Here is a 22,096-nt window from a genome sequence, read left to right on the forward strand (position 1 = left end):
CCTTTTTACGTTAACTGCACTCAGCTTAACTTAAATTGACCAGCTGGTGTGTCATTCGTTCAGATCAAGGTCCAGCTGCGCCCTCGAGTTAGCCGATTTTGTTTTGCGCTTTGATGGCCTTTTCCTGCTGGCATGGCGCTGTACGACCTGACGTTTTTGCTCGCGCCACCAGCTCTGATCCTGCTGTTGTTTGCATTCCGTCAGGCGCTGTTTAGCCAGTCGCATAGCCTGTTGTAAATCAACAACAGGTAGAGGGTAATCTCGGCCCAGCACACAGGCATATTGCTGTTGTAACGACAAAGGCATCAACCAGGGTTGATGCAGCCAGCTGTCGGGCAATAAAGTCAGTTCCGGGCACCAGCGCCTGATAAAGTGTCCTTGTGGATCTTTTTGCTGGCTTTGCAGCACAGGATTGTACATCCGGTTAGGATTGATGCCCGTTGTACCAGCCTGCATCTGAATTTGCGGGTAATGAATGCCCGGTTCATAGTCAACAAAACACTGAGCCAGATGCAATGCCACGGGTCGCCAATCCAGCCATAAGTGATAACAGGCAAAGGCCACTAACATGGCACGGGCACGAAAATGCAGCCAGCCTGTGGCGAGTAAGCTGCGCATGCAGGCATCAATCAGCGGATAACCGGTATACCCATGCGACCAGGCCCAAAACCAGTCACTGTTAAAATCCTGCTTACGTAGCCTGGCATACCCCGGATGCAGCGCTTCGGTTTCGATCAGCGGATCGGATTCCAGTTTCTGAATAAAATGACAATGCCAGCGCAATCTGCTGTAAAAAGACGATAAACCAAAACTCAAGGCTGGTTGCTGCTTGATGCTGCGCAAGGTCTGCTGCTGCAAGGCTCTTAAACTCAATTGACCATAAGCCAGATAAGGACTGAGCCGTGAGCTGCTGTGCAGTGCTTTGTCAGGTAATGAAATATGCCGGCTGTAGTCTTTGGCTCTGTGGCTAAAAAAGCTTTGCGTTGTATTTTGCAAAGCAAAAGCGTTTTGTCCCTGACGACAAGGGGGCAAATCCAGCACTCTTTGTGGCCGGAAGGGCTGCAGCAACTGGCGGCCTGCAGCTAAAAAATCTAATGACGCAGGGGGCTGAAACAAAGCGCCGGATAAATACTGATCGGCTTGTTCAGCCCATAGGTCTCTGTTATTTAAAGCCCGAAACACCGCATGCTGACGATACTCACGCCATGGGACCGCCAGTTCTTTCAGCAGTTGTTTCACCGCCAAATCGCGCTGAAAAGTCCATAAGTTGCCGGTTTCTTCATGGCTCAATACCTGAGTGATCGGAAATTCCTGACACAACTGCCGGATCACTTGCGTGGCCGGGCCTTTGATCACAAACAAAGGTTGACCCAAGGCTGTCAGCTGTTGGTCCAGCAGTTGCAGGCTTTGCTCGATAAACAGCCATTGCCGTACTGAGGTATCAGGTTGTTGCCAATAATCAGGCTCAACAATATACAAAGGCAAGACAGCGCCTTGCCGTGCCGCCTCTGTCAAAGGGCCATGGTCATGGATACGCAAATCACGCTTAAACCAGACCAGACTGATCATGCTTTACTCTTGAGCTGCTTAAGAAAAGGTAACCAGAAGTCCTGCAGCTGGACTTTAGCCTCAGGCCAATGCACCAAAGCGCCTGCTGTGGTTTTTTCCGGTAGCCAATGGCGAACAAAATCACCGTGCGGATCGTGAGTTAAGGCCTGTTTGATCAGGTTAAACTGCCTGGCGCCGCTATTGCCAACACCGGCGATATAAGCCCAGTTACACCAGTTGCTGGCGCAATCATAATCCAGTAAATGCTGCTCAAAAAAAGCGGCCCCCAAACGCCAGTCTTGCTGCAATTCAAAAATAAGATAACTGGCGACATTCTGCCGGCCACGATTCGACATCCAGCCGGTATGCAACAACATTTGGATATTGGCATCGACCAAAGGCAGGCCTGTCTGGCCCTTGCACCAGAGTTCAAAACGCTTATCCGGGATAGGTGCAGAAAAATCCAGCGGTGGACGAAAGGCATTTTTACTAAACCAGGCGCTATTGTGCTGACGCATCTGCCAGCGGAAATATTCACGCCATAACAGCTCAAAGCGGATCCAATAGGTTGATTCATTCGCCATCTGCTGTTGTTCAAAATCCACGACCTGTTGCCAGGCATAACAGGGCGATAAACTGCCATTGGCTAAATAAAAACACCACAAGCTGCTGTTCCAGTCTCCATCCAAAGCATCACGGCTTTGCTTGTAATGAAGAACTGCGCGTTGCTGCCAGATAAATTTCGTCAAACGCTCCAGAGCCGCCGCTTCATTCAGTAAAGCCGCAGTCGGAGTGTGGTAGCGACTGATAAAATCAGCTGAGACTGTATCCAGAGCCAGCTTTGTTTCACCATAAAACTGCCCGGAAAACTTTAGTTGTAGTGGTCGCTGCACCAGCAGTTCGGGCTCGCGCTGCTTTCTAAAGGCTGAAAAACTTTTAGGTAATGAGGCTAAATCTGGTCTGAGCTGGTGCTGCAACAAGCTATTGATGTCATACAACCTGAGCGCTAAGCCTGTGCTCTTTAGTTGTTGGTATTGTTCCGGTGCAGTGGGCTCTGCTGCAATCAGGCTTTGAGCCTGATACTGCTGAGCTAATTGCAGCAGACAGCTTGTGGTGTCGCCAATACGAAGGTGCAGCACCAACTGTTTTTGCTGCCATTGCTGTTGCCAATCCAGCAGCAGTTTTAATTGAGCCTGCAGACGCTGTGCACTGGCGCGTTTGATACCATATTGTTCAGTCAAATATTCGGCGGGGTCTAACACAACAACGGCAATTAGCTGATCGAAGTAGGCGTGTTCTGACAGCAGCAGATTGTCGTGCCAGCGCAGGGCCTGGTTGAACAACACCAAAGCGCGTTTCATAATTGCTCCAGATGGATCAACAACTGCTGAGCTTTTTCGGTAATTTGCGCACGTTCTTCATCCGATTTACGGTACCAGTTCTGATAACTCAGCTGCATTCGGGCATTGCCGGATAATAACGCCTGATTACGCTCGAGGAAATTCCAGTACAAAGCATTAAAAGGACAGGCCGTGGGGCTGGTGGTTTCAGCGACATCGTAACTGCAGCTTTTGCAGTAATTACTCATGCGCTGAATATATTTACCACTGGCTGCATAAGGTTTGGACGCCAAGACACCTTCATCGGCAAACAAGGCCATCCCCAGTGTGTTGGGCAGTTCAACCCATTCATAGGCGTCGGCATACACAGCCAGATACCAATTGCAGATCTCATCAACAGACAAACCAGCCAGAAGTGCAAAGTTACCTGTGACCATCAGACGCTGAATATGATGCGAATAGGCATGTTCTATGGTGTGGCTGATGGCTTGTTGCATACAGCGCATTTTCGTCTGCGCCGTCCAGTAATAGCCGGGCAAAGCGGTTTGAGCATTTAAGAAGTTACGTTCTTTATACTCCGGCATCAGCAACCAGTACAAACCCCGGACAAATTCACGCCAGCCAATCAATTGGCGAATAAAACCCTCAGCGGCGTTCAGTGGCACTTTGCCTTCTTTGTAAGCGAGTTCTACTTTCTGGCAGACCCAGCGCACATCCAACAAACCACAATTGAGATACATGGAGCAAATACTGTGGAACAGATGAGGTTCGTCCAGTTGCATCGCATCCTGATAATCACCAAAAAGTGGTAGCTGATGCTCAACAAAATGCAAAAATGCCTGACGAGCCTGCTTGCCGGTCACCGCGTAGCTAAAATGCTCTGCGTTGCCCATATTGTTCGGAAATTGCTGTTGAACTAAAGCGATAACCTCTCTGGTGATATCGTCCTGTTCAAATTTAAGTATTGGTGGCAACTGCTGTTTCGCCGACATGGCTTTTCTGTTACTGGCATCAAAATTCCACTGTCCACCTACCGGCAAACCGTCCTGCATTAAAAGGCCTGTGTAACGCCGCATTTCTCGGTAGAAATACTCCATCCGATACTGTTTTCTATCCTGCGCCCAGTGTTGAAACATGGCTTTACTGGCAATAAAACGATCATCCTCCATCAGCACTACAGGGCGCTGAAATTGCATTTGCCAGCTTAAAATCTCTTGCTCCAGCCTGTATTCGCCGCATTCGGTGATACAAATTTGCTGCAACTCTGGATAACGGGATAGCTCTATCGCCACAGCTTCGGTCAGACTGCTGACTTTTTGCTGATAGTCGATGTAACTGACCTGGATCCCCTGTTGTTGCAATACAGAGGCAAAATGCCGCATTGCGCTGAAAATCAGCACGATTTTTTGTTTGTGGTGTGGGGTGTAGTTGGCCTCGCTGGCGACTTCAGCCATCAGGACCCGGTCTTGGGGTTGCACGTCACGTAAACTCGACAGTGCAGGACTGAGTTGATCACCTAATACCAGAATTAACTTTGCCATGACTCATTACCATTATTTTGTTTTTTGATACGGCGCTGGCCCTGGAACAGATCAATGACAAGACGAAAGCTGTGATACCGTTGAATTAACAAAAAACTGCGGCAGAAGGCGGTGGCAAAACAGATATCTTCCAAAGGTCGGGGTTATGATAAAGACATATTTCTTGTTTTGGAGTAGTGGGTCGTGCAGTCAAAAACCATGAATACAATAGTAAGACGATGGGGCTTAGTGCTTGGTGCAACTTTGTTTGTCAACTCGGCAACAGCGCAGGAGCATCAGCATGAAGAACATGGCAGTCATACCCATGGTCAGGCCGTATTAACTTTTGTGCTGGAGGGCAATGAAGCTGAGCTGGCTTTTGCAACGCCAACGGTGAATATTGTCGGTTTTGAACATCAGGCGAAAGGCGAAGCACAGCGTCAGCTGGTGCAAAAAATGATTGCAGATTTTACCAACGCCAACTGGTTTAGTTTTGATGAGCAAGCCAACTGCACGGTGACAGGAACTGACATCAGTTCAGATTTAACGGCAGAGCGCACCACTCAGCCACAACATGCAGATTTAAATGCAAACTATACTCTGGTCTGCCAGAACCCGGCGCGTTTACAAGCGTTGACATTGGATTTAGCCACTATTGCAGCAGGTGTAGAAAAAGTATCAGTACAGTGGATAGTCAATGGTGAGCAAGGGGCCAGGGACTGGACGCCAGACTCAGCAGCATTGCCGCTGACGGCACAATAAAGCATGTGCGGATTTGGTCGCTACAAGGTTCCACATTGTTGCGACATGCCGTCCATCCCACTAAAAAACCGGCCTGAGCCGGTTTTTTAGTCGGATAAGGACCAAACCTACTCGTAAGTATATTCTTCGATTTTATCAGCTTTCATCGAATAAGCTGATTTGGCTAAATCATGGCTCATCGTCTCTGTAGTCAAAGTACCACTGATCCAAAACGGTGAGTAAATCATGTCGCCTTTGATTTTTTGTTTGTTGGTGACAAAAATAATCTGGTTTGGCGGTGGTGGTGGAACGTGAATACAGGCTCCGAAATAAGGCACCAGAAAAAATGCAGTTACATTCTGATCAGCATCGTATTCCACTGGCACAATAAAACCCGGTACTTTCACTTTTTGGTTATTCAGTTCGGCTTTTACATTGGCGGACATCAATACTTCGTTCCAGGCCGCTGCTGCGGGGTCCTGATTGCCAAAGGCTTGATTTAAAGCACCACCGGCAGGAGCTTCACCTCCTTCGTGGCTGATTTCCGGCAATTGTTCCATCTTTTTCAAGTCTTCTTCAGGCAATAAATCTGTCCATTCCAATGCCTTATAGTCTTCCGCTTTGACTGGTAACGCAGTAAATGCGACCAAAGTCAGAATTAATGCCATGTATAACGATTTAACCATTGGAGCCTCAGCCTCTGCATATGTTATAAGGTCACAAAAGAAGCCGTATCATAACATGAGCCTTGTAATGTCAGAGCACACAGACCTGAAAATTCCGGCACTTGAACTCAAATCTTTAGTGTTCAGTTGGCCGGACCAAGCCCCTTTATTCAACATTCCGCAGCTGAAGTTAGCGCAGGGGCAGCATTTATTCATTTATGGATCATCCGGTTCAGGAAAAACCACCTTACTGAATTTACTCGCAGGTATTTACCCTTGCCAGCGTGGCGATATTGTCATTGCAGGCCAGTCGATGACTGCGTTATCCGCCGCAAAAAGGGATCAATTGCGGGCCTCTTCTATAGGTGTCGTCTTTCAGCAGCTGAACTTAATACCGTATTTGACTGTGTTGCAAAACGTCTTGCTGGTCAGTGCCTTCGCCAAAAAAATTCCGCAGGCCGAGCAACGCGCCCGGTATTTATTACAGAAACTGGGGTTAGAACAGCAGTTATGGCAAGCGCCAGCTAACCGACTGAGCGTAGGGCAACAGCAGCGTGTGGCGATAGCCAGAGCTCTGCTAAGCCAGCCGGCTTTATTAATTGCGGATGAACCAACCTCGGCTTTGGATCATAAACACAGGGACAGTTTTATGCAGTTGATGCTCAGTGAGGCTGAACTTTGTGGCACTACGGTGATTTTCGTCAGTCATGATCCTGCTTTACGCTCGTATTTTCACTTCGAGCTGGATATGGAACAATTACATCAGGGAGTTCAGCCATGTTAATGCAGTTGGCCAGAGCCAGTTTATGGAACCGCAAAGGCACAGTACTGATGACGGTGATTTCACTGACCATCAGTATCGCTTTGTTATTAGGTATTGATCATATCCGCCACGAGGCGAAAAGTAGTTTTACCAGTACAGTGTCCGGTACGGATTTAATTGTAGGTGCCCGTTCCAGCCAGTTGAATTTATTATTGTATTCAGTGTTTCGTATTGGTAATGCCACCAATAATATCAGTTGGCAAAATTATCAGACGGTCAAAACTCATCCGCAAGTGGCCTGGAGCATTCCCATCTCATTAGGCGACTCACATCGTGGTTACAGAGTGATAGGGACCAACGAAGATTATTTTAAGTTTTACCAGTACGGTGAAAAACAGCCATTAAAACTGGCTCAGGGCAAGGTGTTTGCAGGTGTGTATCAGGCGGTGATTGGCTCAGTAGTAGCGCAAAAACTGGGTTATCAACTAGGCGAAAAGATCACCCTATCGCATGGCGTTGGCAGTGTCAGCTTTACTCAGCATAAAGATAAACCCTTTGAAGTGGTGGGCATTCTGGCGCCAACAGGGACTCCGGTGGATCAAAGTGTACATATTCCGCTGCAAGGTATCGAAGCTATCCATTTGGGCTGGCAAAGCGGTGGTATGCCAGCACCAGGTAAAGGCATTAGTGTTGAACAAAGCCTGAGTATGGATTTAGAACCTAAAGTGATTACCGCTTATATGCTGGGTTTAAAAGCCAAAATGGCGACTTTTGTGGTACAGCGTCAGCTGAACGAATTTAAAGGGGAGCCATTATCCGCCATTCTGCCTGGTGTGGCTTTAGCTGAGCTCTGGCAAATGCTCAGTATGGTGGAGAATATGCTGCTTCTGATTACAGCTTTAGTCATAGTGGCCACTTTGGTTGGGATAGTTACCACCTTACTGGCTGGCTTAAAAGAACGGCAGCGTGAAATGGCAATTTTAAGAGCCGTGGGTGCACCGGCCTCCACTGTTTTTTTACTGATTGAGCTGGAGTTGCTACTGATGGCGTTGTTGTCTATCGCGGCAGCCGTGCTGGTTTTAGTGGCGGGGCTCTGGGGATTCCGTGAGGTACTGGCCAGTCAATATGGACTTTTTATCAGCATTAATCCCTGGCATGATCAGACGGTCTGGTTGCTCAGCGCTGTACTTGGATTGACCTTGGTGTTAGGAGCTATTCCGGCCTTTTTAGCTTACCGCAGAGCACTGGCTTCAGGTTTGATGGTACGACTTTAAGCAACCAATGGGCAAAGCCGCAATGGTCTTTGCCCAAATTTTGTTGTTTTTTTAAGCACATAGCGTGAAGTTTTTTCTGGCAAATTTGTATTTGTAGCTGGGATTTGTTTAATCCTTTGTTATAGTAGAACAGCATTTACAATCAATTATGACTGAGCATGACCGCAGATCAATCTAAATTAGAACAACAACTAGCCAAGCTTCATCAGCAATATATGGAGCGACTGCAAACCGATATTCCCGCACTCGCTGTTCAGGTGAGTTCCTTAGTGACCTTGTCAGGTCAGCCTGACTGGCGTTCAACGATTCTGCCGCTTAAGCATAAATTCCATACTTTGGCAGGCTCTGCTGGTACCTTTGGTTTACCTCAATTGGGTAAGTTGGCTAAAAATCTTGAGTTACAGCTCAAAGATTGGATTGCTGCGGATGTTGCACCTGATCTGACTGCCATCAATAACTTTATGAGTGTTTTTCAGCAGGTGCAATATGCGCATCAAAGCGGGCATCAGGTAATGAACCTTACCTCAGCCAGGCTTGATGCGTTAAATGAACAAAAGGCTTTAATTTATGTGCTGGAAGATGATGAAGAAACTGCAAATCATCTGACTCTGACACTCGCCACTTTTGGTTATCAGGTTCAAAGTTACAGACGTCTGGTCGAACTTGATCAGGCCCTGAAAACAAAGTTACCTGATGCGCTGATCCTGGATATTTCCTTACCTGGTGAAGAACAAACCGGTTTGGAATATATCAGTGCTTTTCAGCAGAGCTTGACTGAAGCGCTGCCTGTGCTGGTGATCACCAGTCATAACAGTTTTGAGCATCACTTGCAGGCCGTTCGAATAGGGGCTCGCGGTTATTTTGTAAAACCTGTCAATACCACCGCACTTGAAGCGCGTTTACAGCGCTTGTTGGCCGTGCGTCAACGTGAAGCTTTTCGGGTTTTGATTGTCGATGATGATCAACTACTCGCTGAACATTATGCGCTGGTGCTGCAAGGTGCAGGATTACGGGCTGAGATTTTGTTAGAACCTTCGCAAATTTATGAGGGAATGAATCGCTTTCGCCCCGATGTCATATTACTGGATGTTCTGATGCCGGGCTGCTCAGGCCCTGAATTAGCACAATTAATCCGCCTACAGGATGAATGGCTAAGTGTACCTATTATTTATTTGTCCTCTGAAACAGACAGTGAGCGTCAGTTAGCAGCGCTGGTCAAAGGGGGGGACGACTTTCTGACCAAGCCTATTACAGACACTGCACTGATTGTAGCTGTGTTTGCCAGAGCACAGCGTGCCAGACAGCTGGCTGAGATGATGACTAAAGATAGCCTGACTGGCTTGTTGCAACATGCCAGAGTGAAAGAGCGATTAGATCATGAATTGCAGCGCAGTGAGCGCACAGGTGAGCCATTAAGTGTAGTGATGCTGGATATCGATCACTTCAAAAAGGTCAATGACAACTATGGCCATCTGATCGGCGATCAGGTGATCAGCAGTGTAGCCAATCTGTTAAAACAGCAACTTCGTAAGACCGACATCATAGGCCGTTACGGTGGTGAAGAGTTTTTGCTGATTTTACCCGATTGTAATCAGCAACAGGCTTTTGCTCTGGTGGAGCAGCTGCGTCAATCCTTTGCCAGTTTGCCTTTTAGTTTCGACTATCACAATTTCCACTGTACTTTCAGTGCAGGTATCAGTCAGGCCAAAGCAACAGATGACACCGATCAGTTGATAGACCAAGCTGATAAAGCCTTATACAGCTCGAAACATGCGGGCAGAAACCAAACTCAATTTTACCAACAACAGTCTTAGCTGGAGTTCTCACTCAAGGCTCTGCATGCCGAGCCTTGAGTGATCAAAGCCCTTGTGGTAGCAAGCTTTTTAGTTGCTCTAACAAAGCCGGTAAATCTATCCGGCTTTTAGCCAGTACCAGATCGACCTGGTGTTTTTGTTTTTGATTTAGTTCCTGAGCTGACCAAATCACTACGGGTGTGTGTGGCTGACGTAACGCTAGCTCAGGTAATAACTCCAGTCCTGAACCATCTGGCAAACCAATATCCAGAATGACTAAATCAAAACATTGACTGTTTAGCAGTTGCATAGCTGATTTGACACTAGTGGCTTGTACAGAAGACGCGAAATCAGCCAGGTGTACAGCTAGCACTTGCCCTAAATGCAGATCATCTTCGACATGAAGAATTTTGATACCCTGATTTTTCCTAGTTCTTAATAACAGCTCCAGCTTTTCCAACAGAGATGAAGGGGATACAGGCTTATCCAGCCAATCCAGAGTATGGATCCCACCAAACAACTGAGTATGATTGTCTTTCGATTCTGAACTGATGATCAAAACCGGGGTGCTCAGATAGCGTTCACGATGTCGTAGTTCAGCAAACAGAGCTGAACCATGACCATCAGGTAAATTCAGATCCAAAGTCACGCCTTGATAGCTATCCAGGTCTAACGCAGCAACAGCATCAGCCAGAGTAGCCGCGTTGTGGCTTTGGTAGCCTTGAGTGTGCAACAGCTGCATGATAAATGCTGCAACCTGAGGATCATCCTCCACCACAAGTATTTTTGGTTGATTCAGGTTGGCTTGTTGCGCTTGAGGAAAGTTCAGATAAAAACAACTGCCCTTAGGAGACAGATTATAAAAACCTACCTGACCAGCCATGTGCTCGGTCAGTTCTTTCACTATCGACAGACCTAAGCCAGTACCTTCGCTTTGTCTGCTATCGGCGCCATCGGCCTGTGAAAATTTCTCAAAGATATGAGCTTTAAACTCAGTGGGTATGCCAGGTCCTTCGTCTTCTACTTCGATTCTGATCTGACCATCTTTTAACAAAGAACGTACTTTCACCACTGAACCCGCAGGCGAAAACTTGGCTGCGTTGGACAATAAATTAGCCATAATTTGCTGAAACCTCATGGCATCTGCCATCACCAAGGCTTCCTGTTGTTCAGTCAGTTGTAGCTGGACGCCGTACTTATCGGCATATGGCTGGTTACTTTGTACTGATTTTTTCAGCAGATCCGTGACCAGACACAAACTCAGATCAAAATGCATTTTGCCTGCAACCAGTTTATCTATATCCAACAGATCATTAATCAACTGACTCAGTCTGGCGCTGTTATCTTTGGCTATCTCCAGCATAGGGACCATAGCCGCAGGTACAGCTCCTAAAACTCCCCCCGTGATTAATGCCAAGGAGCCTGAAATAGACGTCAGTGGGGTACGTAGCTCATGACTTACCATAGAAACAAATTGATTTTTCATCTGTTCTATACGACGGCGTTCAGTAATGTCCTGAATAATGGACCAGATTTGTTGTTCGCCCTCGTGATTTTGAATCAATACCCCTGTCACAGACACGGGCACCAGATGACCATCCTGATGGCGAAGCTCCTGCTCCAGCGGACCGTAGCGACCATTGTGTTGCAGTTGCACCATGGCATCCTGTGCCAGCATGGCGTAGTCACCTTCAAAAGACGCCTCAACACCAACAGCAGTGTGTTGATAACCCAACATGCAATAAAACTCAGGGTTAGCTTCGATAAAAGCACCATCAGTAAAACGGTTCAGCGCTATGGCAAGCGGTGCCATTTTGTAGAGTGAGGATAATTTTTGCTCGCTTGCAGTTAAAGCCAGCTGTGCTTCATGTTGCAGCGTCACGTCCCAGATAAAACCGTCTATGTATAACAACTCGCCTTTTTCGTCGTACACACCCTGACCTAACTCCTGCACCCAACGTAAGCTGCCATCTTTGTGCCTCAGCCTGTATTCAACATTAAAGCGTTGGCGATTAGATAAAGCATGCTGCACTACGGTATTAGCATGCTGCATGTCCTCCGGGTGATTTAACTGTGCAAAGCTGATTTCCTTGCTGCGGATCAGTTGTTGCGCCTGATAGCCGGTCAGCGCAAAAACCTCATCACTGATAAACAGCATGGTCCAGTATTCATCGTTACGGCATCGGTACACTACACCTGGCAAGTTATCCAACATAGAGCGATAACGCTGTTCACTCATCAGCAAGGCGTGATTTAAATGTTCCAGCTGAGTAATATCGATGGCAACGCCCAGAAAGCCGCGAATGGCGTTGTGTTCATCCCTCATGGCCGACACACTCAAACGAACTTGTTTACGATCGCCATTTTTGCAAATATAGGTCCATTGGCGGGTTTCGTTTTGACCTTGTCGGGCCTGATGCACAAAGGTGTCAAAGCCCTGGATCGGTTGACCGTACTTTTTGCTCAGTAGCTGCCCCTGAGACTTAACTTCTGACGGCTCATGAAATAAAGCGGGGCTATGCTGGCCGACCAGCTCGTCCGCGCTGTAGCCGAGCATACGTTCTGCTCCGGTATTAAATAACCTGATGATGCCCTGAGGATCGGTTGAGATCAAAGCGACCTCAGTGGAAGAATCGATCATAGCTTGCAGCCAGGAACGGGTTTCCAGGATCTCCGCTGCTTTCTCTACGGCTTCAGTCACGTCGGAATGAATACCAAACATCAATAAGGGTTGACCATCGGCGGTCCAGTTCATCACCTTGCCTATGGCATGGATCCATACCCAGTGGCCGTTCTGATGCTTCATCCTGAATTTAGTATCGTAATAGGCGGTCGCTTTTGAGAAATGCTGCGCCAGTATGTGTTTTGATTGAATCAGATCATCCGGATGCAGCAGGCTGGCCCACAAATCGATCGAGGTGGTCGCTTGTTGCGACATCCCTAAAAGTTCAAACCAGCGTGCATTGTAGATGGTGGTACCTGTCTGTATATTCCACTCCCAGGTGCCGAGATTTGAGCCGTTAATGATGGCATCCATTCGATCATGTTCTTGTTTTAATTGTATTTGTTGTTGGTGAACTTCGGTGACATTTGCTGCAATAATGATGATACTTTCTACCTTACCCTGACGATTTTTTTGAGGCACGAAGTTCACATCGAAGATTTGACCGTTGGCAGGTTTGGCCTGAAAAGTGACAGTCTCTCCTGTCAGGCAGAGTTCTAAAGAGGGTTTGGCATTGAGAAAAGCTTCTTCACCAAAAACTTCGACAATAGTTTTACCTACGGCTACTTGAGGTGCTATGCCAAACCACTCTGCATACTTGTGGTTACAAAAGATATAACGAAAATGAGTGTCAATTTGTCCTAACAGCACAGGTGCATGATTGATCACGGTTTCTAACGTGCGTTGTTGCTTGTAATGCTGTTCTGCTTTTTGCCGTGCTTCCAATAATTGCACCGCCTGCAACCCCAACAAGGCCAGACTTTGTTGTTGCTCTGCGGTCAGTTCTCGCACTTTGCTGTCCACTACACATAATGTACCCAGCACAACACCATTGCTTAAGGTCAGGGGAGCACCGGCATACATCCGTATACCATCTGGTTTAGTGACATCAGGATTGTCTGAAAAACGTGGATCCTGCGTCGCATCCGGCACATAAGTGAGTGCATTAGGCTGCAAAATACTATGGGCACAAAAGGAGATATCGCGGTGTGTTTGATGATGATCAAAGCCGATTTTTGTTTTAAACCATTGCCTGTCTTTGTCTATCAGCGTCAGCACAGCGCAAGGAGTCTGGCATATATAACTTGCCAGTTGTACCAGTGCGTCAAAAGCTGCTTCAGGCGCAGTATCGAGGATATTCAACGCATGCAATGTCGCTAAACGTTCTGTTTCATTGGGAGGTAAAGCTGCCCGCATAACACATTCCAGACAATGACTGTGGATAGAGTGTAACTGTTAATTTAAAAGCTTTTAAAGAAAAAGCTGAAACAAAGCAGGTATTTAATGTTTTCAGATGGATTGGGCGGGCGTAGTGAACTATCAAAAACTCTGACCAGAACTACTGTCTGAGCAGCCGATTCATTTTCGTAGTTGGTGAAAGTATGGGTGACAAAGGAGTTAAAGTCGGCGAGCATAAGATTTGAGTTATTGGATCAGACAGGAGTGATTATGTTATTCAGAATTCTATGTGTGTATGCAGCCTTATTTATCACAGCTGCAACCGCTTCAGAAGCGCAGCTACTCAGAGCGGATTATCAAAGCGCTGTCGACGGTTTAAAACGGCAGTATTTTGTCTATTTGCCGCAAGGTTATGACCAAAAAGCAGCACAAAAATGGCCGGTTCTGCTGTTTTTACATGGCAATGGTGAGCGGGGCAATGGCCTGGACGAGCTGGATTACACTCTAATCCACGGTCCTTTATACGAAGCCTGGATACAAAAACGCGACCTGCCTTTTATTATGATAGTGCCGCAATTGCATATGTTTGATATGGGTAAGCTGCCTTATATCGCCAACCGTAGCAAAACTGATATTCCAAAACGCTTAGCGGATGGGGTACCACCACGGCCTATGATGTTCCCGTCGGACAAAGCCATAGTGCCAGCCAAGGCTGTAGCAGATATGTCGCAAGTGCCCGTGTTATTACCAAATGGCTGGGAGAAGGCTGAACAGGACTTGCTGGCCATGCTGGCGACTGTGGATAAAAAATACAATACGGACACCAAAAGACGTTATATCTCGGGCATCAGTTACGGTGGTTTTGGCACCTGGTATATGGCCAGCAAACACCCTGATTTATTTGCAGCCGCTGCTCCTGTTGTGGCCTGGGGTCACCCGGATTTAATGCCGCCTCTAGCTGCAGCTAAATTACCTTTATGGGTTATTGCTGCAGGCCGGGATTCGGCGATCAATAAAGATAATATCTACCCAGGCATAGAGAAGCTGCGCCAGCTTGGCCACACCAATGTACGTTTTAGTATGCTGGAACAGGCCGAACACGACGCCTGGCGACAAGTGTACGAAGGCTGGGATATTTATGGTTGGTTGCTGGGGCAGGGGAAGTAGGGTTTTGTTCGTCTCTCGCGTCCGCCGCGAAACCACAATAAAGCAAAAGGCCACCTTGCGGTGGTGGGATAGTTGGGGGGATTTATTCGCGGCTTTGCCGCTCACCTCTCGTTTTCAACGAGAGGCCGCCCTTTGGGCGTTGTCTGCGCTTGCTGCGCAAGCTCCGGCTGAACCCCAAACGGCGCTTCGCGTCCACCGTGAAACCACAATAAAGCAAAAGGCCACCTTGCGGTGGTGGGATAGTTGGGGGGATTTATTCGCGGCTTTGCCGCTCACCTCTCGTTTGACAACGAGAGGCCGCCCTTTGGGCGTTGTCTCCGCTTGCTGCGCAAGCTCCGGCTGAACCCCAAACGGCGCTTCGCGTCCACCGTGAAACCACAATAAAGCAAAAGGCCACCTTGCGGTGGCCTTTTGCTTTATTGGTGGAGCCGGGGGGATTTGAACCCCCGTCCGAAAAACCTAGATCGTCGGTACTACATGCTTATCCAGTTATTTAGTTAACCCTATGAGCGCCAGCTGGCAGGCTATCGTCGGGCGAGTCTGATTGGTTTTAGCATCTTGGCTCCAGACAAAGCCGCCATGCGATCCTATTAGGGGTGATCTTCCAGAGTCTCAGCTTATAGGCATGCGTGAGGGGAAGAGCGCTCTACTGCTTATTAGGCAGCGAGTGCGTAAGTTTCGTCGTTTGCGACTACTAGTTTGCGGCTTTTTTACGAGGCCTACCGCACCTCGGCATGCACCTAAGAGTTCGTGAATCCCGTCGAATCCAGTATCGGCCCCGAATTCTTTAGTACTTCTGAACACTTCTGTGTTGAGCGCATTCTACGCTCTGCAGTGCAAGGCAGCAAGGTGAAGACTGGAGTTTTCTTGCTGCATTTCACTGTTATTTACTTATATGGTGATGAATTGAACAATCTCAAGGCCAAAGGCAAAAGTTATCTTTTGCTGTGCTTCATCATTCGTTCTTTTTCACGTGACCAGTCTCTGTCTTTGATGTCATCGCGTTTATCAAAGTGTTTTTTACCTTTGGCCAGATGGAATTCCAGTTTTACCCAACAGGCTTTCCAGTACATGGAGGTGGCTATTAAGGTGTAGCCGTCCTGTTCTTTTTTACCGACCAGTTTGTTCAGTTCACGTTTGTTCAGCAACAGCTTGCGCGAGCGCTCTGGATCACAAACTACATGGGATGACGCGCTGTGCAGCGCCTGAATTTGTGCACCAATTAAAAAAGCCTCGCCATCTTTTATAATGACATAGGAGTCAGATAAATTGACTTTACCTTCACGAATACTCTTTATTTCCCAGCCTTGCAGGCACATACCTGCTTCGAAACGCTCCTCGAGGAAATAGTCGTGTCGTGCTTTTCTATTTTGGGCTATGGTGCCGCCCTGATTTTTGCTGCTTTGTTTTTTGCTCATCTTTGCGAACGAATAACTCTTAAAAGCCAAGGAATTTAATGGCAAAAGGCTTGCGCCTGGGACATTGAGGCTACGGCTAATTCTGTTACAATCGCCGCCTGCATTAAGGGGAGAGAGTATGCCACAAATTGAGCGCAGCGCACTGGTTTTTTACAGCGCGCGCCAGATGTTTGAGCTGGTGAACGACGTGCCACGTTATCCGGAATTTTTACCCGGTTGTGCCAAAGCACAAATTTTGCAGCAATCTGCTGACCAGATGCTGGCTAAGTTACAGGTAAAAAAAGCCGGTATCAGTCAGGAGTTCACCACCCGAAATACGCTAGTGACCAATTCACAAATTCAAATGCAACTGGAGTCCGGCCCTTTTAAAGCTTTGTCCGGTGGCTGGACCTTTGTACCCTTGAGTGATGAGGCGTGTAAGGTGGTGTTGTCGTTGGATTTTGAGTTTTCTAATAAAATAGTCGAGTTTGCTTTTGGTAAAATTTTTAATGAGTTAACGGCCGCTATGGTAGGTGCCTTTACGCAAAGAGCAAAACAAGTGTACGGAGAACAACATGGCGGAAACTAAAGCTGTCGAGCTGGCTTATGCCACGCCGGCGAAACAAAGTTTGTTGAGTTTAACTGTGGATGCTGCATCTACTGTAGAGCAGATCATTCAGCAGTCAGGCATTTTATCCAGTCATGCAGAAATTGATTTAAGTCAGAATAAAGTGGGGATCTGGAGCCGGACCTGCAAACTGAATGAAGTGCCTAAAGCGGGTGATCGCATTGAGATTTACCGGCCTTTAATTGCTGATCCAAAAGATATGCGCCGTCGCCGTGCTGAAAAAGCCAAAGACGAAGGCAGAGCAAACAAAACAACGGGTGGCAGGGCGCAGGTGCAGAATCATGATTCTGAGCCACAGTCTGACAGTTGATGGATAGGTAGAAGGTTACACCGAAGTCATGATGAAGGGGTCAGAGTGGAAACTCTGACCCAGCCAAAAAGTTATTTATCCAGCGGTGTATTGAAGTTTTCTGGCTTTTTGAAATCACCAGTGATATCAACTAATTTGTCGTCTTTAAATTGAGCGACCATCTGTTTTTCAAAGTTTTCACCACGACCACCTTTTAACGCATAAAAATAATGCCAGATGTCGTCGTCAAATGCGTTTTCAGCAACAGGGTTGCCTAACACAAAGCGAACCTGCTCTTTGGTCATTTGAACACGCAGTTTATCGATATCTTTTTGTTCCAGAAAGTTGCCTTGTGGCACGTCAATCCGGTAAATCCAACTGCTACAAGCTCCCAGAGTCAATGCTGTGGCCAACACAAGGGCCGTTTTCACTACTGCTTTCATCTGTCTCTTCATCTGAATAAGTCTGACGGCATCATACCGCAAGCATGGGCTGAAATTAAAGCCTTAATCAGACCTAAGTGTGCTGGCTAAGTTCGTACCTGTTAAAAATAATTGCTACAAATCAGTTTTAAGGCGCACATAACAACTCACGTGCATTGGCAATTGCATTGGCGCTGACATTTTCACCCGCCAGTAAACGTGCTATTTCCTGTACCCGCTCTTCGTCTGCCAGTTCACGAATACGGGTTTCGGTGGCTATACCGTCAGTGTATTTTTCAACAAACAATTGGTGATGTCCCTGGCTGGCGACTTGTGGCAAGTGAGTGACACAAATCACTTGAGTGGATTCACCCAACTGGCGTAATAATCGACCTACACCCGCAGCCACAGGGCCGCTGATGCCTACATCTACCTCATCGAAAATTAATGTAGGAGTGGTTACTTTACCAGCCAGAATGACCTGAATGGCCAGACTGATACGGGATAGTTCGCCACCAGACGCGACTTTGTGCAGCGCCTGTAAAGGTTGGCCCGGGTTGGTGCTGACCAGAAAATCGACCTGATCCCAGCCGGATGCGTTGGCTTTTTCTATCCCGACACTTTCCACGGCGATAAAAAATTTGCCGTTAGCCATGCTGAGTTCTGCCATGCTGCGGGCAATTTTGTCGGACAGCTCCAAAGCAGCTGATTTACGCAATTCAGAGACTATTTCTGCGGCCTTACAATACAGCTGTTGGGCCTGCTGAATTTCAAGCTGGAGTTCAACGATACGCTCATCATCGCCTGCCAGTTCTGACAACTGCTGGGACAATTGCTGGTGGAACAAGGCCAGCTGGTCGTTTGGAATTTGATGTTTACGGCTTAAACTGAGCCATAGGCCCAGACGCTGATCAATTTCTGCTAAACGCTCTGGGTCTATATCTACTTTTTCGCTGTAACGGCGTAATTCGCGGCCAGCTTCTTCAATTTGTACTAAAGCTTCACTTAGCATCTGATGAATAGGGGCTAAAGCCGGATCGACGTCGATATAGTCGTCCAGTTGCTGGCAGGCATGGCTTAATAAGCGATAGCTGTTGGCTTCTTCATCCTCATAGACCAATTGTAACGTCTGTTGGCTGGCCTGAATTAGACTGTGACTATTACTTAAACGCTGATGTTCAGTTTCCAACTCGGCAAATTCATCCGCGCCCGGCGCAAATTGATCCAGCTCAGCCACCTGGTATTCCAATAACTGACGCTGTGCTTCACGTTGCTGCTGACTGCTTTGTAGTTCGCCATATTCCTGTTTCAACTGTTGCCAGGCTTTCCAGTAATGACGACAGTCAGCTAAAGCGGATTGAGTATTGGCATAAGCGTCCAGTAACTGGCGCTGATGATCCGATTTTAATAACAGTTGATGTGCATGCTGGCCATGAATGCTCAGCAGGTGATGTCCCAGTGCTTTGAGTTGCTGCGCAGGTACCTGCACGCCATTTATATAACCACGGGAGCGGCCTTCGCTGCCCACCACACGGCGCACTATACATTCGTTACCCATGGCGAGATCTTGTTCAGCCAGCCAGTGCTGAGCGGCAGCTAACTGACTGATATCAAACGTAGCCACTATATCGGCTTTATCACAACCGGGGCGAACCACTAAACCATCGGCACGGTCGCCTAAACACAAGGACAAGGCATCCAAAGCTATAGATTTACCTGCGCCTGTTTCGCCGGTAATGGTGGTCATGCCACCACGCCAGTCGAGTTCCAGCGCGCGTACTATGGCAAAGTTGCTGATATGCAGATGGTTGAGCATGGTCCAACTCCCTTATACTGAATAACTGTTAATTTATACAGTAATTCTGTATTTAGCAAGGGAGTGAGCCATAGAATTTTTTAGTAGAGTTTACTGCCCCAACCAAGTTTGTTACGCAGCACATTAAAGTAGCTATAACCCGGTGGATGCACCAGTTTCAGTGGCTTAGGGTGTTTACGAATACGGATCTCATCACCAGGCATCACGGCCAGAATGACGTGACTGTCACAGCTGACCTGTAAATGTGCGTCGTTACTCGGCGATACTTTGAGTACAATTTCACTGGTGCCAGAGACCACCAGAGGCCGGCTGCTTAAGGTATGAGGAAACATGGGCACTAAGCTCATCGCATCCAGTTCTGGCGTCAAAATTGGGCCGCCTCCAGACAAGGAATAGGCGGTGGAGCCTGTGGGCGTGCTGACAATTAAACCATCAGAGCGCTGACTAAACACAAATTCACCATTGATATGTGCTTCAAACTCAATCATATGAGCTACTTTATCAGCGTGTAATACCGCTTCGTTTACCGCGCTGTTACTGCTTTTAACGCAGTCATTGCGATAGACTTCGACTTCCAGCAGATTGCGTTTTTCGGTGACAAAATTACCTGCCAGCACTGCGGCTAAAGGCGTTTCAAAATCTTCCGGTGACAAATCAGTTAAAAAACCTAAGTTACCGCGGTTTACACCCAGGACTGCGACACCAAATCGCGCTAATACGCGCGCAGCTCCGAGCATATTGCCATCACCACCGACCACTATGGCCAGGTCGCAGTTTTTACCCAGCTCCACTAAATCCATCACCTTTACATCCGGCAAGGCCAGGGATTCTGCTACTTTTTCTTCCACGTATACCTGTAGCTTTTGTGCCGTTAAAAACTGATACAGGCTGATAAGAGTAGTATTGGCGCCGGGATGATTCGGTTTGCCAATAAGGCCAATGGTTTGAAATGCGCTGCCTGGATTTTGACTCATGAGTGTTCCTTTCAAAGTGCAAATGCAGTATACCCATAGTTTTTCGCAGCGAACAGCTTTGCAGGCGCAGAGCAGTGCACAAGGGCAAGGCTTGAATTTTTAAATAAAGACCCCACAATACATAGCAGTATAAGCAGAGCGTATTTATTTTTGGTCGTTGGGTCGTCTTTTTAACCGGAGTAACAGCTGTAGTGGTTCAGTTAAGCAGACCAGAACTGATATTAAAACTCATCGTCGAGCATTATTTGACGGATGGTATGCCGGTGTCTTCTAAACTGCTGTGTGAGCAGTCAGAGCTTGGTGTCAGTTCGGCTACTGTACGCAATACCATGATGTTACTGGAGCAGCAGGGGTTTATCCGCTCTCCTCATACCTCAGCTGGTCGGGTTCCAACCACTTCGGGTATTCGCTTATTTATCGATAAAATGTTACAGCTTGAGCCTTTAAGCGGGCGTTGGCTGGACGCTATTCAGGTGAACTTACCGCCACAATTGCCTGTCTCTCTGCTTTGTCAGCAAGCCGGACAGTTGCTCGCTAACTTAACGGGTATGGTCAGTATTGTCAGTGCGCCTAAAGGTCAGGGCCGGGTGATACGTCAGGTTGATTTGGTGCGTCTGGCTACACAGCGCTTACTGCTGGTGGTGATAGACGAAGACGGTGATATTTTACATCGTGTGCTGTTTAACGACGATTTAATAGATAACCAGACCTTAAGCCGGGTTTTGTGTTTACTGAATGCGGCGTTATGTGGACAGGACTGGCTGGATGGTATTTCCCGTTTAGCTTTAATTGCAAAACAAGAATCTGGTGCAGTTCAGACTTTAGTGCAAACCGCTATGGCACAGCTGAGTCTGGATGAGATGCAGCAGCATCAGCCTCTGATTTATGGACAGCATCAATTGATGCAGGCAAGTGACTACCACCGGGATCCGGAATTACAGCAAGTGATTGAGTTGCTGGATAATCCGTCCTGTCTGGTGAAGTTATTAGCGCCTGTCACTCAGGATGCTCAACCAAAATTAATACTCGGACGTGAGTCTGGTATTGAACCTTTAGCCAAGGTGAGTTTGATTTGTGCACGCTACCGTGCAGAGCCCCATGGCTTTATTGCCTTGCTTGGGCCACGCCGGATGAACTATGGTCGTTTTGTGCCTTTAGTTGAAGCTGTAGCACAACAAATGTTTTTTAACTTGAATCATCTTAATCAATCCCCATAATAAGCCAACCTATGGTGGAGTAGTAACTAATGAGCGAGCAAGATAAAGTGCAAACTGAACAACAACAGGCTGCGGAAGCAGCGGCAGAGCAACAAGTGGTAGAACTGACGCCGGAGCAGGAACTTATTGCAAAGCTGGATGCAGAATTACAGCAGGCAAAAGCCCAGTTGGCAGAGCAGCATGATTTAATGCTTAGAATTAAAGCTGAAGCTGACAACAGCCGTCGTCGTTCAGCCATGGATGTTGAAAAAGCCCATAAATTTGCGCTGGAGCGTTTCGCTGGTGATTTATTGCCTGTGGTCGACAACCTCGAGCGTGCTTTAACTTTCTTAAATCGCGAAGACGACAGCCAGAAAGCTCTGGGTGAAGGCGTGGATTTAACCTTAAAAGGTTTACTGGATACCTTGGCGAAAAACGGTGTGCAGCAAATTGACCCGCAAGGTCAGCCGTTTAATCCTGAATTCCATCAGGCCATGTCGATTCAGCCAAGTGCTGATGTAGCGCCAAACACTGTGACTTTTGTGATGCAGAAAGGTTACGAGCTGAACGGTCGTTTAGTACGTCCTGCTATGGTGGGTGTATCTAAAGCTGTTGAATAACAAGCAACTGCGTAAAAGCAGGGGGAAGAGACATGGGATGCC

At 47.4% G+C, this 22,096-nt stretch carries 18 protein-coding genes and 1 other RNA gene; 9 read left to right on the forward strand and 10 right to left on the reverse strand.

The annotated features are described in order from the left end of the window. Positions 1-51: 51 nt before the first annotated feature. From IEW88_RS03080 to IEW88_RS03090, 3 genes are read right to left on the reverse strand one after another with little or no spacing between them, the layout of a single operon-like run. Positions 52-1,569 carry a cryptochrome/deoxyribodipyrimidine photo-lyase family protein gene (locus IEW88_RS03080; RefSeq protein ID WP_185148503.1) on the reverse strand — a complete coding sequence of 506 codons (1,518 nt, stop codon included), beginning with the start codon at positions 1,567-1,569 and terminating at the stop codon, positions 52-54. Next, positions 1,566-2,909, reverse strand: coding sequence for an FAD-binding domain-containing protein (locus tag IEW88_RS03085; protein ID WP_147902794.1), 1,344 nt, complete (start codon positions 2,907-2,909; stop codon positions 1,566-1,568). Before IEW88_RS03085 ends, IEW88_RS03080 begins: the two co-directional genes overlap by 4 nt. Further along, positions 2,906-4,429, reverse strand: a complete 1,524-nt coding sequence (locus IEW88_RS03090) for a cryptochrome/photolyase family protein (RefSeq protein WP_147902793.1) — start codon at positions 4,427-4,429, stop codon at positions 2,906-2,908. The genes IEW88_RS03085 and IEW88_RS03090 overlap by 4 nt, the downstream gene beginning before the upstream one ends. A 198-nt stretch (positions 4,430-4,627) precedes the next feature. Here IEW88_RS03090 and IEW88_RS03095 point away from each other — a divergent pair, with 198 nt between their 5' ends. Continuing rightward, positions 4,628-5,170 (forward strand): ZrgA family zinc uptake protein, encoded by a 543-nt coding sequence (locus IEW88_RS03095; protein WP_147902792.1) that lies wholly within the window; start codon positions 4,628-4,630, stop codon positions 5,168-5,170. Positions 5,171-5,277: 107 nt separating this feature from the next. On the opposite strand, the gene IEW88_RS03100 is transcribed toward IEW88_RS03095, so the two are convergent. Beyond that, positions 5,278-5,835, reverse strand: a complete 558-nt coding sequence (locus tag IEW88_RS03100; protein ID WP_147902791.1) for a DUF3299 domain-containing protein — start codon at positions 5,833-5,835, stop codon at positions 5,278-5,280. A 67-nt stretch (positions 5,836-5,902) separates the two neighbouring features. On the opposite strand from IEW88_RS03100, the gene IEW88_RS03105 reads away from it, so the two are divergent. From IEW88_RS03105 to IEW88_RS03115, 3 genes are all read left to right on the forward strand, one after another. Then, positions 5,903-6,598 carry an ABC transporter ATP-binding protein gene (locus IEW88_RS03105; protein ID WP_147902790.1) on the forward strand — a complete coding sequence of 232 codons (696 nt, stop codon included), beginning with the start codon at positions 5,903-5,905 and terminating at the stop codon, positions 6,596-6,598. Continuing rightward, a complete protein-coding gene (locus IEW88_RS03110; RefSeq protein WP_147902789.1) occupies positions 6,592-7,851 on the forward strand; it encodes an ABC transporter permease in 1,260 nt (419 codons plus the stop codon). Before IEW88_RS03105 ends, IEW88_RS03110 begins: the two co-directional genes overlap by 7 nt. Before the next feature lie 158 nt (positions 7,852-8,009). Beyond that, positions 8,010-9,665: a diguanylate cyclase gene (locus tag IEW88_RS03115; RefSeq protein WP_147902788.1), complete on the forward strand. Its 1,656-nt coding sequence runs from the start codon at positions 8,010-8,012 to the stop codon at positions 9,663-9,665. Between the two features lie 43 nt (positions 9,666-9,708). On the opposite strand, the gene IEW88_RS03120 is transcribed toward IEW88_RS03115, so the two are convergent. Then, positions 9,709-13,563 (reverse strand): PAS domain S-box protein, encoded by a 3,855-nt coding sequence (locus IEW88_RS03120; protein WP_147902787.1) that lies wholly within the window; start codon positions 13,561-13,563, stop codon positions 9,709-9,711. A 252-nt stretch (positions 13,564-13,815) separates the two neighbouring features. Between IEW88_RS03120 and IEW88_RS03125 the strand changes: the two genes are divergently transcribed. Further along, positions 13,816-14,712, forward strand: coding sequence for a carboxylesterase family protein (locus IEW88_RS03125; RefSeq protein WP_147902786.1), 897 nt, complete (start codon positions 13,816-13,818; stop codon positions 14,710-14,712). 420 nt (positions 14,713-15,132) lie between these two features. Here IEW88_RS03125 and ssrA read toward each other — a convergent pair. Both ssrA and smpB read right to left on the reverse strand, forming a co-directional pair. Next, positions 15,133-15,492: a transfer-messenger RNA gene (ssrA, locus tag IEW88_RS03130) on the reverse strand. Positions 15,493-15,647: 155 nt separating this feature from the next. Continuing rightward, the gene (gene smpB, locus IEW88_RS03135; protein WP_053425305.1) at positions 15,648-16,130 is read right to left on the reverse strand and encodes an SsrA-binding protein SmpB; all 483 of its coding nucleotides are present in this window, start codon (positions 16,128-16,130) and stop codon (positions 15,648-15,650) included. Positions 16,131-16,248: 118 nt separating this feature from the next. Here smpB and IEW88_RS03140 point away from each other — a divergent pair, with 118 nt between their 5' ends. Both IEW88_RS03140 and IEW88_RS03145 read left to right on the forward strand, forming a co-directional pair. Next, positions 16,249-16,698, forward strand: a complete 450-nt coding sequence (locus IEW88_RS03140) for an SRPBCC family protein (RefSeq protein ID WP_053425306.1) — start codon at positions 16,249-16,251, stop codon at positions 16,696-16,698. Next, the gene (locus IEW88_RS03145; RefSeq protein WP_053425307.1) at positions 16,685-17,047 is read left to right on the forward strand and encodes an RnfH family protein; all 363 of its coding nucleotides are present in this window, start codon (positions 16,685-16,687) and stop codon (positions 17,045-17,047) included. The genes IEW88_RS03140 and IEW88_RS03145 overlap by 14 nt, the downstream gene beginning before the upstream one ends. A 71-nt stretch (positions 17,048-17,118) precedes the next feature. On the opposite strand, the gene IEW88_RS03150 is transcribed toward IEW88_RS03145, so the two are convergent. The 3 genes from IEW88_RS03150 to nadK all read right to left on the reverse strand — a co-directional run bounded on the left by IEW88_RS03150 (position 17,119) and on the right by nadK (position 20,238). Continuing rightward, positions 17,119-17,469, reverse strand: coding sequence for an outer membrane protein assembly factor BamE (locus IEW88_RS03150; protein ID WP_147902785.1), 351 nt, complete (start codon positions 17,467-17,469; stop codon positions 17,119-17,121). Positions 17,470-17,596: 127 nt separating this feature from the next. After that, the gene (gene recN, locus IEW88_RS03155; protein ID WP_147902784.1) at positions 17,597-19,264 is read right to left on the reverse strand and encodes a DNA repair protein RecN; all 1,668 of its coding nucleotides are present in this window, start codon (positions 19,262-19,264) and stop codon (positions 17,597-17,599) included. Positions 19,265-19,344: 80 nt separating this feature from the next. After that, positions 19,345-20,238 carry an NAD(+) kinase gene (nadK, locus tag IEW88_RS03160; protein WP_053425310.1) on the reverse strand — a complete coding sequence of 298 codons (894 nt, stop codon included), beginning with the start codon at positions 20,236-20,238 and terminating at the stop codon, positions 19,345-19,347. A gap of 191 nt (positions 20,239-20,429) precedes the next feature. On the opposite strand from nadK, the gene hrcA reads away from it, so the two are divergent. Both hrcA and grpE read left to right on the forward strand, forming a co-directional pair. After that, on the forward strand, positions 20,430-21,455 hold the full coding sequence (gene hrcA / locus IEW88_RS03165; RefSeq protein WP_053425311.1) for a heat-inducible transcriptional repressor HrcA: 1,026 nt from the start codon (positions 20,430-20,432) through the stop codon (positions 21,453-21,455). 29 nt (positions 21,456-21,484) lie between these two features. Continuing rightward, on the forward strand, positions 21,485-22,054 hold the full coding sequence (gene grpE, locus IEW88_RS03170) for a nucleotide exchange factor GrpE (RefSeq protein ID WP_053425312.1): 570 nt from the start codon (positions 21,485-21,487) through the stop codon (positions 22,052-22,054). The last annotated feature ends 42 nt before the right edge of the window (positions 22,055-22,096 follow it).

This window comes from Rheinheimera tangshanensis (assembly GCF_014645135.1).
Taxonomy (GTDB): Bacteria; Pseudomonadota; Gammaproteobacteria; order Enterobacterales; family Alteromonadaceae; genus Pararheinheimera; species Pararheinheimera tangshanensis.

What these genes read in the sequence shown, in the direction of transcription:
- IEW88_RS03080 (WP_185148503.1), bottom strand. Translation starts at nt 1,569, where the DNA reads ATGATCAGTCTGGTCTGGTTTAAGCGTGATTTGCGTATCCATGACCAT.
- IEW88_RS03085 (WP_147902794.1), bottom strand. Translation starts at nt 2,909, where the DNA reads ATGAAACGCGCTTTGGTGTTGTTCAACCAGGCCCTGCGCTGGCACGAC.
- IEW88_RS03090 (WP_147902793.1), bottom strand. Translation starts at nt 4,429, where the DNA reads ATGGCAAAGTTAATTCTGGTATTAGGTGATCAACTCAGTCCTGCACTG.
- IEW88_RS03095 (WP_147902792.1), top strand. Translation starts at nt 4,628, where the DNA reads ATGAATACAATAGTAAGACGATGGGGCTTAGTGCTTGGTGCAACTTTG.
- IEW88_RS03100 (WP_147902791.1), bottom strand. Translation starts at nt 5,835, where the DNA reads ATGGTTAAATCGTTATACATGGCATTAATTCTGACTTTGGTCGCATTT.
- IEW88_RS03105 (WP_147902790.1), top strand. Translation starts at nt 5,903, where the DNA reads ATGTCAGAGCACACAGACCTGAAAATTCCGGCACTTGAACTCAAATCT.
- IEW88_RS03110 (WP_147902789.1), top strand. Translation starts at nt 6,592, where the DNA reads ATGTTAATGCAGTTGGCCAGAGCCAGTTTATGGAACCGCAAAGGCACA.
- IEW88_RS03115 (WP_147902788.1), top strand. Translation starts at nt 8,010, where the DNA reads ATGACCGCAGATCAATCTAAATTAGAACAACAACTAGCCAAGCTTCAT.
- IEW88_RS03120 (WP_147902787.1), bottom strand. Translation starts at nt 13,563, where the DNA reads ATGCGGGCAGCTTTACCTCCCAATGAAACAGAACGTTTAGCGACATTG.
- IEW88_RS03125 (WP_147902786.1), top strand. Translation starts at nt 13,816, where the DNA reads ATGTTATTCAGAATTCTATGTGTGTATGCAGCCTTATTTATCACAGCT.
- smpB (WP_053425305.1), bottom strand. Translation starts at nt 16,130, where the DNA reads ATGAGCAAAAAACAAAGCAGCAAAAATCAGGGCGGCACCATAGCCCAA.
- IEW88_RS03140 (WP_053425306.1), top strand. Translation starts at nt 16,249, where the DNA reads ATGCCACAAATTGAGCGCAGCGCACTGGTTTTTTACAGCGCGCGCCAG.
- IEW88_RS03145 (WP_053425307.1), top strand. Translation starts at nt 16,685, where the DNA reads ATGGCGGAAACTAAAGCTGTCGAGCTGGCTTATGCCACGCCGGCGAAA.
- IEW88_RS03150 (WP_147902785.1), bottom strand. Translation starts at nt 17,469, where the DNA reads ATGAAAGCAGTAGTGAAAACGGCCCTTGTGTTGGCCACAGCATTGACT.
- recN (WP_147902784.1), bottom strand. Translation starts at nt 19,264, where the DNA reads ATGCTCAACCATCTGCATATCAGCAACTTTGCCATAGTACGCGCGCTG.
- nadK (WP_053425310.1), bottom strand. Translation starts at nt 20,238, where the DNA reads ATGAGTCAAAATCCAGGCAGCGCATTTCAAACCATTGGCCTTATTGGC.
- grpE (WP_053425312.1), top strand. Translation starts at nt 21,485, where the DNA reads ATGAGCGAGCAAGATAAAGTGCAAACTGAACAACAACAGGCTGCGGAA.